The sequence below is a fragment of the Calothrix sp. FACHB-168 genome (genome assembly GCF_963889195.1).
GTDB classification, from domain to species: Bacteria; Cyanobacteriota; Cyanobacteriia; order Cyanobacteriales; family Nostocaceae; genus Aulosira; species Aulosira anomala_A.
The window spans coordinates 38,640-55,145 of sequence record NZ_CAWPNJ010000052.1; the positions used below are offsets into that span (position 1 = coordinate 38,640).

Genomic DNA, 16,506 nt, shown 5'->3' on the forward strand with positions numbered 1-16,506 from the left:
AACGAGCGATTAGCGCTCCTGTTGTGACTTGAGCTGGGAAACGAGAGAATGGGCAAGCTCTACAGCCTGCCAGAGCAATATATCGTCTTCTTCCAGGCGGGTAGTCGCCTTAACACTGGTTTTACTCACCTCCTGAGTTTCTAATTGTGCCAAAATTGGTGACAGCAGTACGCGGGCGTAGCTACCGTAGGCTATTCCGGCAATTTTGGATTTTAAATTGGTATCTGCCAATCTAAAATCGTTTAGCATTCCCATTGCCTGTAACTTGGTAACGGTATAGCTATTTGTGCCGCCTGCTAACTGCACATATCCGGGTAACTGTGCTGCCAAAACTTTTTGTCCTAATTTCACTGCCGCTAAAGTGGTGCCATCGCCAATATCTCCACTCATGGGACGGCCGTCTGTCTGCCAAATTAAAGCATGGGGACGGGGGTGCATTAGGTTATATAGTGCTTGAAGGTAATCTATCATTCCTTCGCCGTCGGGACAGCTGATCGCTACTAACTTTAATTTATCTATCCACGGTGAAATTGCTTGCCATAGTTGCTGAAATTCTGTAAATCGCCCTACCTGTGTATGAATTTCGACAGCATCTACTCCTGTTGACATGACTAATGGAGCGATCGCTCCCGGCGTTGACATGTATGAGCTTGTATAAATTATATCATATGGGCAAATTGGGATGCAACGTCCACAGCCATAACACTTTTGTTCTAGGACACCTGAGTAGTTATCTTTTATACTGTTAAACACAATCGCTTGTGCTGGACAAATCCGTTCGCAGGGGCGAGGACAGTCTGGGGGACAATCAGTGGGATTAAACTCGGCTTTGCGAAAATGGGGGTCTTCACCATCATTCAGGCTCACCATCAAAAATGGTAAGTTGCCTTGAAAACCAAAGCCGCGTTTTTGAGCCTCAAAAGCTAGTTCCTTAGCTACTGCAAGTGCATCTTGAGCAGCTGCAATCACTGCTGGATCGGCCGCGACATCTATACAGTCAGCGCCCGCCAAAGTGTAGGCTAATGTTAAACTTCTGACCGCAGGAAGATGCTGGAAACTGGCTCCACAAATTAGTTTGAACCAGTGACCTTCTTTTAGGGATTGTAAAGGGGTAAACAGATCAGTCACATCTCTATTATGCTTTTCTGCGACTGAAAAATGTAGTCTCTTATAGAGAAAAAATCCCAATTTCCTCATTTTTACGTCTGAGGGGTTTTACCAATCAATTGTAGATTTGCCTGTCAACCCCTGATAGACATAGATTTCAGCCTTTCTAAAGTTAGTTTGATGCTTTTGGTTGAAGTTACAGAAATTAAACAGCAGGTATCAAAAATTTCTAATTTTTTAATATACATATATAAATATAATTAAATGCATATAAGCATATTTTAATTGAAAATGCCAAAATTTTCCTCGCACAATCCATTGTGAGGGCTGTTGACTATTGACTGTTGACTATTGACTGTTGACTATTGACTATTGACTGTTGACTATTGACTATTGACTGTTGACTATTGACTGCCCTTATTAGTAGTTTGCAATTTAGATGCGCATGAGCTTACTCAGATTGTTCTAGGGGAATTTCTAGTAAAAATTCTGCGCCTTTTCCTGGTGATGAAAAACAAGCTATTTGTCCTCGATGCTTTTGCACGACTATTTGGTAACTAATAGATAATCCCAACCCGCTACCTTTACCTACGGGTTTTGTGGTAAAAAATGGATCGAATAACCGCGATCGCAATGACTCTTCGATACCAGGGCCATTATCCGCGATCGCAATCTTCACTGTCTTTGTCTGTGTTAGTTGTGTATGAATTTGGATTTGTGGCTTTTCTTGACTCACCCATCCATCAAAAGCATCAATGGCATTATTCAATAAATGCATAAATACTTGGTTAAGTTCGCTAGCATAACAATTAACTAAAGGTAAATTTCCGTAATCTTTCACAATATCAATCGCCGGATGATTTTTGGTTTCCCGCAATCGATGTTGCAACATAATCAAAGCGCTATCAATACCTTGATGAATATTCACCTGTTTCATCAAGGATTCATCATGTCTAGAAAAATTTTGTAATGCCAGAACTATATCTGTAATTCGCTCTGCACCTCTATGCATAGCACCCATGAGAGTTTGCAGATCCTTAGTTACATAATTCAAATCTAAATCTTGCAGAATTTTCTCAATTTTCTGATTTGGTTGCGGATATTCTTGTTGATATGTATTAATAATATTTATTAAATCTTGGACATATTGATTAGCATATTGCAAATTCCCATAGATAAAACTAATAGGATTATTCACCTCATGGGCAATTCCCGCTACTAATTGGCCTAATGCTACCATTTTTTCATTTTGAATTTGTTGTACCTGCGCCGCTTGCAAATTAGCTAGAGCCTGTTCGAGTAATATATTTTTTTCTTGCAGTTTTAGTTGAAATAAGCGCAAATTAATTTGATTTTCTATCCGTAATATCACTTCTGCACCATGAAACGGTTTAGTGATATAGTCAGCCCCACCTACATCAAAAGCTTTAACTTTATCTAAAACATCATCTAAGGCGCTAATAAAAATTACAGGGACTTCCGCCGTAATTTTGTCACTTTTGAGTTGTTGACAAACTTGATACCCATCCATTTCTGGCATATTAATATCAAGTAAAATCACATCTGGTAACACTACGTGACAAGCAGTCAGTGCCATTTTTCCATTTAAGGCTTTGCGCACTTCATAACCTTGCGCCGTTAACATAGCTGAAAGCAGACGCAAGTTATTGGGGGTATCATCTACCACCAAAATATTCCCTTTATGATTGTTGTGGTGATTTAAATTCATTGGTCATTTGTCATTGGTCATTTATCATTGGTCATTTGTCATGAATTATACGTCATGTTACATTGATCAATTCTATTTATACACAAGACAAACAGCAAAGCGCAAAATCTGAGTACTGACAGTATGAAAATCAGAATTTTTCAGCAATGACAAATGACAACTGAACAAATAAAATAATTCACCATTGAGGTGCAGTTGTGAGTAAATTCAGAACTGATTGCTGTTCTATGGGCTTAGAAAAAAGAAAGCCTTGGGCAAATTCACAGTTTAAACTTCTTAGTTGAGCTAATTGTTCCGTAGTTTCCACACCTTCTGCGATCGCTCTCATCCCCATTGAATCAGCAATGTTAATCATGGCAGGTACTAAGCCCATATCTTCTTGATTTTCCTGCATTCTCTTGACAAAAGATTTATCGATTTTTAAAGCATTTAAAGGAAAACTATGTAAATAACTTAAAGAAGAATAACCCGTACCAAAATCATCCATGACTAACTTAATTCTTCGCTCTTTTAACTGTTGCAGAATTGTTTTCACGGCATGACTATTTTCCATGATCACAGTTTCGGTAATTTCCAGTTCTAAATTTTCGGGATTTACTTGGGTTTCATAGAGAATTTCGTCAATTTGTGCCATTAAATTCGGTTGAGAAAATAAACGCGCGCTCAAGTTGACGCTAATCGTCAAGCTGTCGGGAATAGCTGGGTGATGTTGCCATAAACGTAATTGTTGACAAGCTGACTGTAATACCCAGGTGTTAATTGAAGTAATCAGTCCGGTTTCTTCCGCCACAGGGATAAACTCTGCTGGAAGAATTAAGCCGCGAATTGGATGTTGCCAACGTACTAAAGCTTCAAAGCCAGCAATTTTACCTGTAAGCAGGGAAACAATCGGCTGATAATAAACAATAAATTCTTGCCGTGCTACAGCGCGACGCAGATCGTTTTCAATCTCTAACAGCTGAATAGCTTCTTGATACATGATCGGATCGAAAACATGATATCTGGCTCTCCCTAATGCCTTAGCGCGATACATAGCCGTATCAGCATCCCGGAGTAAATATTCTGGGCGATCGTAATCTTTATTTCCCCAAGCAATACCAATACTGGCATTCATAAATACCTCATATCTGGTAAGTTTGAAGGGAAGTGAGAGCTGCTGCAACAGACGCTCTGCCACTTCAATTACCATATTGATATCTGTGGGATTTTCTAACAAAATGCCAAATTCATCGCCACCCAATCGAGCGATAGTATCCATCGGCGTTAAAGTTGATTGTAGACGATGAGCAATAGCTAACAGCAATTCATCGCCTACTAAATGACCTAAAGAATCATTGACAACTTTAAAGCGATCGCAGTCTAAATACAAAATCGCAAATTGATAGTGAGATTGTTGCTTGGCACGATTCAGGGCATTTTCGATTCTCCGAATAAATAACACTCTATTCGGCAACCCAGTCAGGGAATCATGCAAGGCTAAATCTAGTAATTTACTTTGTAGTTGTTGCCGCGAATTAATTTCTCCCTGGAGTTTTTGCAGCGCTTTTTCTAGTTCCCAAGTACGTTGTTTCACCCTTTGTTCGAGTTCCACATTCAACTTAATAATTTCTAATTGTGCGGCTCTGAGCGCTAGTTGATTTTGTACCCGAATTAAGACTTCTTGCAATTCAAAAGGTTTGGTAATGTAGTCTACACCACCTACCTTAAAAGCTTTGATTTTATCAAAGACATCATCTAAGGCACTAATAAAAATTACGGGAATATGTGCCGTTACATCCCAAGCCTTTAAACGCTGACAGACTTCATAGCCATCAACTTCCGGCATCATAATGTCTAGTAAAATCAAGTCTGGTAATACGGTTTGACAAGCAGTCAAAGCCATTTGCCAATTTAAAGCTTTGCGAACGTTATACCCTTCTCTAGTCAGCAGTGACGATAATACTCGCAGATTATCTGCCATATCGTCAATCAGCAATATATCTTTTTTCTCTGGTTCTAACCGCTCGTAGTTCATTCTGCTTTTGTTCTAGTCAATTCCATAATTTTTTCAAACTGATAGTTGTGTGCTAATTCTCCCAAAACCCGGAAAATTTGGCTTTGTTCTGGAGGTAATTGGGCAAGCAACTCTAAAATCATGTCATCGCTACAGCTAGCTGCGGCATGACGGATATTTGTTAACCAAGGCTGGGGCATTTGTGATAAATGCCAGATAACTTCCGCTTCACTGGGAAATATGTCTGTTTCTTGACTAGCAGCTGGATTTACAGTCTCGTCTGGGCTGACATATTTTACACCCAGATGTTCGCTGATTTTTTCTAGTAATACTTCTTGAGTAAATGGTTTACGAATAAAATCGTCGCAACCGATTGACAAAATTTTCTGTCTTTCTTCCTCAAAAGCGCTGGCAGTTAAGGCAACAATAATTGGTACATGGCTAGTTTCCCGATTAGTAAATCCGGGGATAGTTAATAATTGGTCAGTTAGCTGGTTAGTTAGGTTTCCTAATTTGGGTGTGAAGTTCTTTTCTTTATACCCTATTTGGATTTGTTTTTTAATAGCTTTTGTAGCTTCGTAGCCATCCATAATCGGCATTCGCATATCCATGAAAATCAAATGTGGTTTCCATGCTAAAGATTGAGCGATCGCTTCTTGGCCATTTGTAGCTTCTTGAACAATAAATCCGATAGCTGTCAGCATTTTCACTAACACCAGCCGACTTTCTTTGACATCGTCAACTACTAAAATACGGTATTCGCCTTGATTTGCTGCTAAACCAAGAATTTTCTGTTTATTTTGCTGATTTTGAATTTCGTTATCACAAGCTGGGCTAATTTGAATATCAAAGGTAAATTTACTACCCTCACCCGGATTACTAGTAACTGTAATATCTCCACCCAACATTTGGATATATTTGCGGCTAATAGTTAAGCCTAGTCCGGTTCCTTGTTGCGATTGTCTCCCGGTTTCGGTTTGTCCAAACGCTTCAAATAACAAATGAATTTCTTGCGGATCGATTCCCGGGCCAGTATCTTCGACTTCAAAGTAAAGCCGAAGATCGCGATCTTCCAGGGTTCCGCCACTGACTCTGACAATGACGTTGCCTTTACGAGTAAACTTGATCGCATTGCCCAAGAGATTGAGTAAAATCTGGCGTAGTTTGCTTTCATCGGTTTGCACATATCGGGGAAGATTCGGCGCATATTCAAAGACTAGGCGTAAATCTTTAGCCGCAGCCCGCAAACCAAACATCTCTTCTAAGCTTGTCAACAGCCGAATTAAGTCGAAACTTTTGATATTCAAGCTAGTTTTACCGGCTTCGATTTTCGACATTTCTAAAATGTCATTGATTAAATTTAAAAGATGCTCGCCAGCCCGATTGATAATCGCCAAATTTTCTTTATTTTCCGATGATAAAGAATTGTCATTACTCATGACTTGGGTAAAACCTAAAATGGCATTGAGTGGAGTCCGCAATTCATGACTCATATTTGCCAGAAATTTACTTTTCGCCCGGTTTGCCCGTTCTGCTGCTAATCTACCCCTAGCAGCAATTTTTTGGGATTGAATTAGCTGTTTTTGGGTCGTTTGCAGTTGTTGAATAACTTTTAAAAGTTCTTGAGTTCGCTTTCTAACTTGCGATTCTAGGAGGCGATTGTATTGGGTGAGTACTTTGTCAGTTTTTTGCTGTTGATTTACTTCTTGTGAGTTATTTGCCTCGTCTTTCATATTGCGCAATTCGTCATATATGGGCATTTTCAAGGCTTCAATTAGGATTGTTTTCTCTGGATGACGCACTCCTATTTCTTTAACTCTAAAACTTTGTCCTGGTAGCGCCTTTGCTCCGGGAAGCCCATATTTAAAGACAAATTGCTTTTTGTCTATATCTTGTTTTTTTGATTCGTTGTCGTTGAGATACATTTGTTTAAATGCTGCTAAGGTTACCCGTGATGATGTAGTAAATTGTTGGGAAAAAATCTGCTGGTCAAGACGATGCATATCTTCCCGATCGCTTGGTTGTTTGGTCAAGTTTTTCCCTTGAGGAATTGCAGTCAAAAATATAGATGCTGGATTTTGATTTACAGATAAAACTCTGTTTAAGGCTGTAGAGTTTTTGGGTAAAAATGTGTAACTTTTCTGCGGTTCACTATGTGGATGATTTTCAGAGATATTAAGTTGATTTAATTCATTATTTACCACTGCTTCTGAGTCAGTCTTGTTTGTCGCTGTCTGAGAAGATTTATTGAGTTGCATAATTAACTTGATCGTTAACCAGGTAATCGCGATCGCAAATTGCGCCACTATTAAAAAGGCAACAAGGGATAACAAGTTAATATTTTGGAGTGGCTTAAGTTGTTTTAGCGAGTTGGCTTTGTGAATAAATCCAACAATCAACCAATTCATCCTTAATTCATGGCGATTGTTAACATTCTGGAAATAGCGGCGATTTACTTGACTCTTGGTAGGGTAAACATAAAGTATACTCTGGGTTCGGGAAACTGCTGGCATCAATAAAGCGCCCCGATGCAGCTGTTCAATGGCAATCAATCCCCGTTGGGGGTGGGTAAAATGGCGATCGCCAATCTGCAAAACTTGTATTTGTTCCCACAGATAATTTTTGGCTGCTTGTAAGTCAGCAAAACTCAGCAAACCTAGTTGATCGATTGGCTGGGGGGTTTTCAGGTATTTACCGAGGTATTTGTCGATGCGATCGCAGATTTCACTCTCTAACTGAGTTGCTAAATTTTGTCCAGCTTGTGCGTTTTGAAGTGAAATATAGCCGAAAAACCCGACAGTTCCCCAAAATTGCAACACAATCGGCATAATTACAACATATTTGCGGCGCATCATATTGATAGAAGTTCTCTCAACTACCAGGTTGAGACATTTAATAGACTGAAGTTTAGATAACATTGTTGTGAGATTTTGTACCCCTTGCTACATTTGGGGATGGTATGTCAAATAAAATACAAAAAATATCAGAATTACTACTATCTTCAAGTGCAAGACATACTTTGCGTTCTGTCTAATCTTGTATAAAAGATAGCAGTCTTTGGGTTAATATAATTTCTAGGCTAACTCTGTGCCTCCTCAACTTAATCTTAGAGTTTGCTTTTAATAGGCTAATTTGTGGAATTTTACGGGAATATGCTGAGGCATATTTTCTCTGAGTAGTGCAAAATCTCGGTTTACACTGATTCGGAATGGCATCTATCTTGGTTTAAATTTAACTAATTAACTACAGTATGCCAGCCAATATTAACTGTTACAATCGACACCAGAGTATATAGGGAATTTTCAATTGTTTACCGCTACCGTAACTAGTCTCTAAATTTCTAGTTCTTGGCAAACAATCATACATATTCAATTACAAAACTGGGAAAAATACTAGATAATTTAGGCGATTAAACGGTAAAGAAATTTGCGATATTTTTACCATTTACTTTTTTTCTTTAAGAAAGATTACAAACCTTATGTTAGTATTACAACTTCATCCCCAACTTGTAAATTTTTAGCAGTTGAGAGTTCAGCTAGCCTAGTATTAATACTTAATTTATAAAAATGATTAAATCGGGATAAAGCCGCCCAATCTGGTAAAGTGGCTTGTCGCTGCTGGACAAAGATTTTTTGAAAATTACTATCAGCTTTACCAGAATCAGGATTGCGGGTGGGAACTACACAGCGTTGACAAGGCTGAATTCCCAAAAAGCAGACATCACCAATGCGAAAAGAAACAGCGACATCGCTATTATTGCTAAATAATTGGTCTTCCCAAAACGCCGGGACGCCACCAATTTCAATATTAGCCCGTAATCGCCGCCGCATTTGCGCCACAGTCATATCTGGAAACCAAGAAGCTACTGCTTCTAAAGTTGCTGTACTAATTACAGTCGGCCCTAGACAGTTGCGATCGTCGGGAAAGCCTGATTGTAAATTTTGTCCTAATGTGACTTTAAAGCCAAAAAAATCGCTGAGAGTTGCTTCTAGCGCCTGTCTTTCTCTATCTAAATGAAAATTGATTGGTGAATCGCCACCAGGAAGTTGCACAGATATAGTTCTTTGCGCCAGTGCAAATTCTGTGCGCAACAAATGAATTTTGGCATGGCGTTTACCATTAACAAAATTGCCGTTTTCATCAAAAATTGCCAATTCGCGATCGCACTCTAGGCTTCCACTAGGGAGAACTTTCGCCTTCTCAACTTCAACACCATCCAACGACTTAATGGGGTAGAGAACAATCTTGGCTAAGTATGGCATTATACAGATTATGTCAATAGTCAGTTGTCAGTTGTAAATTATCCAATGCCCAATGCCCAATGCCCAATGCCCAATGCCCATTTTCCAGCTAGTTCGTAATCAGCACTGAAGTGCTGACTACAAACCTAGGATAAACTGTTAAATCTAGGGATATAACGGTGATTTATCTAAACCACCAACTTGATTGAGAGGCCAGAATCGTAGCACAGCACGACCGATGATATTTTGTTGTGGTACAACACCCCAACAGCGACTGTCATAGCTACTGTTACGGTTATCACCTAGCACCAAATATGATTTTGGGGGTATGGTTTGGGGTTTTGCTAAAAAGGGTACTTGTGCGCCTGAGGTACAAACGTCAATTACTGTACGTTGGTTTTTGATGTAGCTATCTTCTGGTAGGGGTTTGTTATTGATATAGACTTTGCCATCTTTGAGTTCTACTTTTTCCCCAGGTAAACCAATGATGCGTTTAATGAAGGCATCGTGATATTGTTCTCTTTTTAACTCGTCTGTGGGCGAAAAGACTACGATGTCTCCTCGCTGTGGCTGAGAAAACTTATACTTCAATTTATCTACAATTATCTTGTCTGCCTCCCACTGGTTTGGAGTACCATGCAGGGTGGGTTCCATAGATCCCGAAGGAATCCAACGCGCTTCGGCAACAAAAGTACGAATTCCTAAGGCTAGAACTATGCTTAATATAACCGTTCTACCTAGCTCTCCAATCCAGGAATGATCGGGTTGTTGACTAGAATTTTTATCAGACACTTGATTTTGCATGAAATTGCTGAAGTAACGAAAAGATGCAGGTAATTAAATTACCAAGGGGGAACTATGAACTATATTTATGAATTTTAACCGCAGAACTCTGATTTGGTATTTATGTTGTCATGGTGACAGGAATATACATACGATACAATAAACTTTTTTTTCACCTGCGGCAAAAATTGACTACTAAGAGTGCAACCAAGTTTAACCTAAAAAGATAGTTCTCTGTTATGCATAGTCCTCTATCACCAATATTGTTAACTCCATGTCATCTGCAAAAAGTTTACTGATTCGCCATGCCCAAATAATTTTACCCAATGGGGAATTAATGGTTGGGGATGTGCTGACGCGCGATCGCCAAATAGTCGAAGTTGCACCAGAAATCTCCACAAACACAGCTACTAGTGAAATTGACGCAACTGGCTTAACATTGTTGCCAGGAGTCATCGATCCTCAAGTGCATTTCCGCGAACCTGGGTTAGAACACAAGGAAGATTTGTTTACAGCCAGTTGTGCTTGTGCTAAAGGTGGCGTAACTTCCTTTTTGGAAATGCCCAACACTCGTCCGTTGACAATTAACCAAGAAGCTTTAGACGATAAACTACTACGTGCCTCCAATAAGTGCTTAGTTAATTATGGCTTTTTTATCGGGGCAACAGCAGATAATCTGCCAGATTTACTCACCGCCAAACCGACACCAGGCATTAAAATTTTCATGGGGTCAATGCATGGTCAGTTACTAGTTGACCAAGATGCAGCTTTAGAGGCAATATTTTCGCAAGGCGATCGCTTAATTGCGGTTCATGCGGAAGATCAAGCGCGAATTAATCAACGTCGTCAAGAATTTGCGGGAATTCACGATCTGGCGATTCACTCCCAAATTCAAGATAATGAAGCGGCATTATTAGCAACTAAACTGGCATTAAAGCTGTCTAAAAAATATCAGCGACGCTTGCATATTCTCCACATGTCCACAGCCGAAGAAGCCGAGTTACTGCGTCAAGATAAACCTAGTTGGGTAACCGCAGAGGTAACACCACAGCATTTAGTTTTAAATACCAGCGCCTATGAGACAATTGGCACTCTGGCGCAAATGAATCCGCCGTTGCGATCGCCCCATGATAATGAAGTTTTATGGCAAGCTTTACGTGATGGTGTCATTGACTTTATCGCCACAGATCACGCACCCCATACCTTAGCCGAAAAAGCTCAAACATATCCTAACAGTCCCTCTGGTATGCCTGGCGTAGAAACTTCTCTAGCGGTGATGTTAACTGCTGCTAAAGAAGGAAAATGTACAGTTGCTCAAGTTGTGCATTGGATGTCCAAAGCTGTCGCTGTAGCTTATGGTATTCCCAACAAAGGAGCGATCGCACCCGGTTATGATGCCGATCTAGTGCTGGTAGATTTAGATACTTACCGCCCAGTCCTCCGGGAAGAACTTTTAACTAAATGTGGTTGGAGTCCTTTTGAAGGTTGGAATTTGACAGGCTGGGCTGTAACAACTATTGTTGGTGGGGAAATTGTCTATGACAAAGGTAAATTAAATACCGCAGTCCGAGGTCAAGTTTTAACTTTCTTGTAGTCAATCTTAATTTTCAACTTACTTAGCATACAACTGTAAATCGTTACACTTCTAAGTGTTTGGTCAATTGTCAGCAGTTAAGAATCTCTCATCTGTTGACGATTGACCATTGACGATTGACTTTGGACTAATCAATATGACATTCAAAATCCTCAGTTTAGATGGTGGTGGGATGCGGGGAGTAATTTCCGCCAGAATCCTCCAAGAAGTTGAAAAACAGGTAAAAAAACAGAAAGGTCAGAGTTTAAATGAGTATTTTGACTTGATTGCAGGTACTTCTACAGGTTCAATTCTCGCTGCTGGACTGGCTGTAGGTAAAACTACTAGAGAATTAATTGATTTATACATCAACGAAGGTCAGCGAATATTTCCCCTCAAACGCAAACACCGTTATCATAAGTTTCCCGCATTTATCCAGCCAATTCTCGAAGCATTTTCAGCCAGCAAATATTCTCATGATGGCTTAATCGATGTCTTAATCGAAAAATTGGGATATAAGAGAATCAAAGATATCGATAGTCCGATAATTTTGATTCTGGCTTACGATACCCTATATCGCAACACTACATTTTTTACTAATTGCCATCCAGATTTAGGCTACCGTTGGTACGATGAATGCTATTTATGGCAAATATGTGTAGCTTCTGCATCCGCCCCTACGTTTTTTCCTCCGTATAAATTAGAGCCTGTCAATAAAGAAAAATTTGGTGATTGGGTGTTTCCCCATATAGATGGTGGAGTATCGGCGAATAATCCCGCTTTAGCCGCGCTAAGTTTGGCGATGCGCATTAGTCAATGTTCAGATTTATTGGTTTCTCCAGAAACGAAGCGCAAATATAAGCTAGAAAACCTACAGATGGAAGATATCTCCATTCTCTCCATTGGAACCGGACAAACTGGCGAACCTTACCAATTTGAGCAAATACATCAATGGAAGCCTTTGGAATGGGCGCAACATATTACTGATGTATTTATGGAGCCTACATCTGAGATTGATAGCACGATTTGCCGTCAATTAATGGGTGGCTATGAATCCAAACGCTATTTACGGTTGCAATTTGACTTAAATGAGAGATTTAAGGCGAAACCAGGCGAAACAGCTAAAGATACTCGCATTCTCTTAAAACCTCATGAGCGCACAAACCAGTATACAGGTAGAAAAGTTAGCGAAGAAATAGATGATGCTAGCCCGGATGTGATTCAAAATTTGATAGAAGCAACTGCTGCATTTATCGAGCAAGGCCATGCTTACTCTACCAGAAATGATTTAGGGCCGAAGGTCAAACAGGCGATCGCATCTTTTATCGCCATTAATTAGTATATCTACGGAAAAATTTCTTGATAAAGTTTAATTATCAAACTATTTTGCCGCCAATCTCGTATTTATACGATATTTTTGCGTGTTTATCTTAACCTTTATTTATCCAATGTTATTTATATGTGAGATAGACTATAACTCATACCTAAAAAAAGCAGATTAAAAATAGATTCATAGAGGTTTGCTTACCTAAATCTGATAATTATTTATCCTTTATCGATATTCCTAGTATAAAAATATCTTTTATAAATAGAATAATTGATTAATTTATTTTTACTCCGAACCGCTCAATCTGATATTTATCTGTATAAATAATGAACTTGTAGGTAAAAAATTAGTACCAATATAAGTTGTAGTGCTGACAAAAATGGAGTAAATTTATAATTTTGGGCGTTTAGCTGGGGAAATGTAGGTATTTATATTCTCATACTGCCGTAATTTAAGAAAATACTTTGGATAAATAAATTTAAATTTATTCTGTAAAAACTCTGTTTGCAGAGAAATACAAGTCTATATATGCTTAATTTACACAGTAACAAAATCTGTGGTTTAACAAAATTACTTGTTGTATCGGGAAAATACAGCCAGATAAACTATTACTGATTGGCAAATTTGCACAGGAATGACCAAAAAGTGTTTCACCAAAAACAAACATCCCAATTATCAAAGTAATTTCAGGATGAAACAATACAGTGCCATAAAATCCGAGCATTTTAGCAATATTTGCCGAAAAAATCAGCACAATCCTGCCAATAAATCTTGCTAGATTGTCTGGACTGATAACACCTAGTAATTGCTAATCACAATTTAGGAAAACAAGAAAACAGATGTGTAGTTTGGTGAGGTATCAGCCAAGATCCATCTATTGCAATCTTATTTCAATTGTGAAAAATATCGGTTGGCTGTTGACTGTTGGCTGTTGACTGTTGACTGTTGACTGTTGACTGTTGACTGTTGACTGTTGACTGTTGACTGTCGATAACTCTTTGCAATTGCTATTAGCTGATGACTCATCAGCAATAAAGGATTTGATTGAAAAATAACATTCGGTATTTGGTTTTTTACCTATTTGATAAAAATCGGAGAGATTAAGAAAATTATGTTAATTAATGCAACTGATGAACGTGGTAGCGGTAGATAGCTAATCGCGGAAATAACTCTATTTTTCCCATTCAGCATCCTGATTTTCAGGAGTAATCGCGGCGATTATCTGGCTAAGAGAATAATTAAATGCAGTTATTTTAGCTTGGCGATCGCCCTGATTTCCATAAATCAAATTGACCGTTAAATAATTATCTGGCTGGTAGGGCATTCTTTGTGCCCATTCGATAGCAACAATTCCCGGTGTAACTTCAAAACCTTCCCAATAAGATTCTAAATTTAAATCAGCAACTTCCTGTGGTTCTAAGCGGTATAAATCCAAATGGTAAAGGGGAAGCCTTCCTTCTGTGTACTCATTAACGATGGTAAAAGTCGGACTCACAATCGGTTCGCTAATCCCCAAACCCTTACCAATACCTTGGACTAAGGTAGTTTTACCCGCGCCTAAATCACCAGCAAGCAAAATTACAATCCCAGCATCCAGACATTGACCCAAACTTATACCCAAATTCACCGTAGCTTCCGCATTTTTGAGCGAAATCTTGATTTCATTTCCCATGATGCGCACCACTGTACCAGCGAAATAAAACTTTTGCTAGTTTTTGAGGATTGTGACGGACATAACCAGTATCATCTTCAAATAACACATTAGCTGGGACAATTCTTCGCCCTAACAAAGTCACAGCTTCTCTATCTAAAAACACAGGATGAGAATTTTGTTGGGCGTAGCGAATCAGTGATTTAGCTGAGGGGGATTTTTTATGTACTAGTACAGCATCAAATAGCTTACGATGAGAAGTAGCCGCATCGATAGCGCGAATATGATCGGCAACAGTATAACCTTCAGTTTCTCCCGGTTGAGTCATAATATTGCAGACATAAATGCGGGGGGCTTGAGATTGAGCGATCGCATCAGCAATTTCTGGGACTAATAAATTAGGAATTAAACTAGTATAAAGACTGCCGGGGCCAATAATAATATAATCTGCTTCTTTAATTGCTTTTAAAGCTGCCGGTAAAGCTGGGGGATTAGCAGGAATGCAGCCCAGTTTGACAATTTTACCCCCTGCTTTGGGAATACTCGATTCCCCTTCAATCCGCCGACCATCCGCCAATTCTGCCCAAAGACGCACATCACTGAGGGTAGCTGGTAAAACTTGTCCCCTGACTGCGAGAACTTTGGAACTAGCTGCAACAGCCCTTTCCAAATCCCCAGTAATTTCCGTCATCGCTGTTAAAAATAAATTACCAAAACTATGACCGCTTAACCCATCTCCAGCCCGAAAGCGGTATTGAAACAATTCTGTAAGTAATTTTTCTTCATCTGCAAGTGCAGCTAAACAGTTACGAATATCCCCTGGTGGTAATACGCCAAATTCTTGACGCAACCGCCCAGAAGATCCGCCATCATCAGCGACAGTCACAATCGCCGTAATATTCGCACTGTAGGTTTTTAGCCCCCGCAGCAAAGTCGAAAGACCTGTACCACCACCAATCACGACAATTTTCGGCCCTCGGTACAAGCGATGATGGGCTAACAGAACATCAATCAGTTCCTCTTCGCCTTCTGGTCTAAGTACCTTCGTAATTGAGCCTACTGTACGAGTTTGTCCCCAAAGTAGCAACAGCAAACCAAACAGCAGGACTAAAGGGCCGCTGATATAGTTGGGTAAGATGTCAGTTATGAATCCTAATAACCCTCTGAGCAATTCTATTGTCCAAAAAATTGGGGTCAGCTTAATCCAAATAGCCAAACCCAGACTTGCCATTAGTACGCCGCCAACACTAATGAGTAACCAACGTTTGATGGATAGTCCAGGAGATAACCACTTGAACCACTGGTTAACTCGATAGGGAGTACGCCGGCGGGACTGCTGTTGCAGGGCGTGGAGGGCTTGTCTAAAAAAAACCATTGACATACCTGATTCAAAGCAGTGGAACAAACAATAATTAACAGAAAATGTACACTACCTGCTTGAAACAGCAAGCATAGACTGATGAAAATTTTTCATTTCCTTAGACTTGGAGTAAGTTATTAAAGTTGCCAGCATCCCCAGTCAAAAACACCTGTATAGTCAAAGTAAATTGAATGGAAAAACGCATTTTAGGATTAGATCCAGGACTGGCGATTTTAGGATTTGGAGTAATTACCTGTAAACAAAATCCAGCCAAGATCCAAGACACAAGCGTGCAAATGCTCGATTTTGGCGTGATTAGTACGCCTGCATCTGCGGAAATGGGACAACGCTTGTGTACCTTATTTGACGATTTACACACCCTGGTAGAGGAGTTGCAACCTGACTTAGTGGCGATTGAGAAGTTATTCTTCTATCGTATGTCAAGTACTATTTTGGTTGCACAAGCTAGGGGTGTACTCATGTTAGTCTTAGCACAGCGTCGTCTTCCCTATGTCGAATTTACTCCTGCTCAAATCAAACAAGCGTTAACGGGATATGGTAATGCTGAAAAATATGAAGTGCAAGAGGCTGTGGCTAGGGAGTTAGATTTAGAGGAAATTCCTAAACCAGATGATGCGGCGGATGCTTTGGCGGTAGCTTTAACGGCTTGGTTTCAGATTTAACCTTGTTATACCAATTCAAATAGTCTTTGCGACACATCAAAATATGCTAGAGGGCATGG

General features: G+C 39.6%; 12 protein-coding genes. 3 read left to right on the top strand and 9 right to left on the bottom strand.

What is annotated here, in order from left to right:
* Positions 1–9: 9 nt before the first annotated feature.
* From ldpA to lepB, 6 genes are all read right to left on the bottom strand, one after another.
* Positions 10–1,128, bottom strand: coding sequence for a circadian clock protein LdpA (gene ldpA / locus AACW45_RS27745; protein WP_190629318.1), 1,119 nt, complete (start codon positions 1,126–1,128; stop codon positions 10–12).
* Between the two features lie 430 nt (positions 1,129–1,558).
* A complete protein-coding gene (locus AACW45_RS27750) occupies positions 1,559–2,836 on the bottom strand; it encodes a hybrid sensor histidine kinase/response regulator (protein WP_190629319.1) in 1,278 nt (425 codons plus the stop codon).
* Positions 2,837–3,014: 178 nt separating this feature from the next.
* Positions 3,015–4,850, bottom strand: a complete 1,836-nt coding sequence (locus AACW45_RS27755) for a two-component system response regulator (protein ID WP_190629320.1) — start codon at positions 4,848–4,850, stop codon at positions 3,015–3,017.
* Positions 4,847–7,747 (bottom strand): ATP-binding protein, encoded by a 2,901-nt coding sequence (locus tag AACW45_RS27760; RefSeq protein WP_199330979.1) that lies wholly within the window; start codon positions 7,745–7,747, stop codon positions 4,847–4,849. The genes AACW45_RS27755 and AACW45_RS27760 overlap by 4 nt, the downstream gene beginning before the upstream one ends.
* 558 nt (positions 7,748–8,305) lie before the next feature.
* The gene (locus tag AACW45_RS27765) at positions 8,306–9,091 is read right to left on the bottom strand and encodes an MOSC domain-containing protein (RefSeq protein ID WP_190629321.1); all 786 of its coding nucleotides are present in this window, start codon (positions 9,089–9,091) and stop codon (positions 8,306–8,308) included.
* Positions 9,092–9,235: 144 nt separating this feature from the next.
* Complete coding sequence (gene lepB / locus AACW45_RS27770) at positions 9,236–9,874, bottom strand: signal peptidase I (protein ID WP_190629322.1); 639 nt, start codon at positions 9,872–9,874, stop codon at positions 9,236–9,238.
* Positions 9,875–10,127: 253 nt separating this feature from the next.
* Here lepB and AACW45_RS27775 point away from each other — a divergent pair, with 253 nt between their 5' ends.
* Both AACW45_RS27775 and AACW45_RS27780 read left to right on the top strand, forming a co-directional pair.
* Positions 10,128–11,447, top strand: coding sequence for a dihydroorotase (locus AACW45_RS27775; RefSeq protein ID WP_190629323.1), 1,320 nt, complete (start codon positions 10,128–10,130; stop codon positions 11,445–11,447).
* Positions 11,448–11,583: 136 nt separating this feature from the next.
* Positions 11,584–12,765, top strand: coding sequence for a patatin-like phospholipase family protein (locus tag AACW45_RS27780; protein ID WP_190629324.1), 1,182 nt, complete (start codon positions 11,584–11,586; stop codon positions 12,763–12,765).
* 873 nt (positions 12,766–13,638) lie between these two features.
* Here the strand turns inward: AACW45_RS27780 and AACW45_RS27785 are convergent.
* The 3 genes from AACW45_RS27785 to AACW45_RS27795 form a co-directional block, all read right to left on the bottom strand.
* On the bottom strand, positions 13,639–13,779 hold the full coding sequence (locus tag AACW45_RS27785; RefSeq protein WP_190629325.1) for a hypothetical protein: 141 nt from the start codon (positions 13,777–13,779) through the stop codon (positions 13,639–13,641).
* 145 nt (positions 13,780–13,924) lie between these two features.
* Positions 13,925–14,413: a tRNA (adenosine(37)-N6)-threonylcarbamoyltransferase complex ATPase subunit type 1 TsaE gene (tsaE, locus tag AACW45_RS27790; protein ID WP_313933737.1), complete on the bottom strand. Its 489-nt coding sequence runs from the start codon at positions 14,411–14,413 to the stop codon at positions 13,925–13,927.
* 1 nt (position 14,414) lies between these two features.
* Positions 14,415–15,785, bottom strand: a complete 1,371-nt coding sequence (locus AACW45_RS27795) for a gluconeogenesis factor YvcK family protein (protein WP_190629327.1) — start codon at positions 15,783–15,785, stop codon at positions 14,415–14,417.
* Positions 15,786–15,955: 170 nt separating this feature from the next.
* On the opposite strand from AACW45_RS27795, the gene ruvC reads away from it, so the two are divergent.
* Entirely contained in the window at positions 15,956–16,447 is a 492-nt protein-coding gene (ruvC, locus tag AACW45_RS27800) for a crossover junction endodeoxyribonuclease RuvC (protein WP_190629328.1), read from the top strand.
* Positions 16,448–16,506 lie beyond the last annotated feature (59 nt).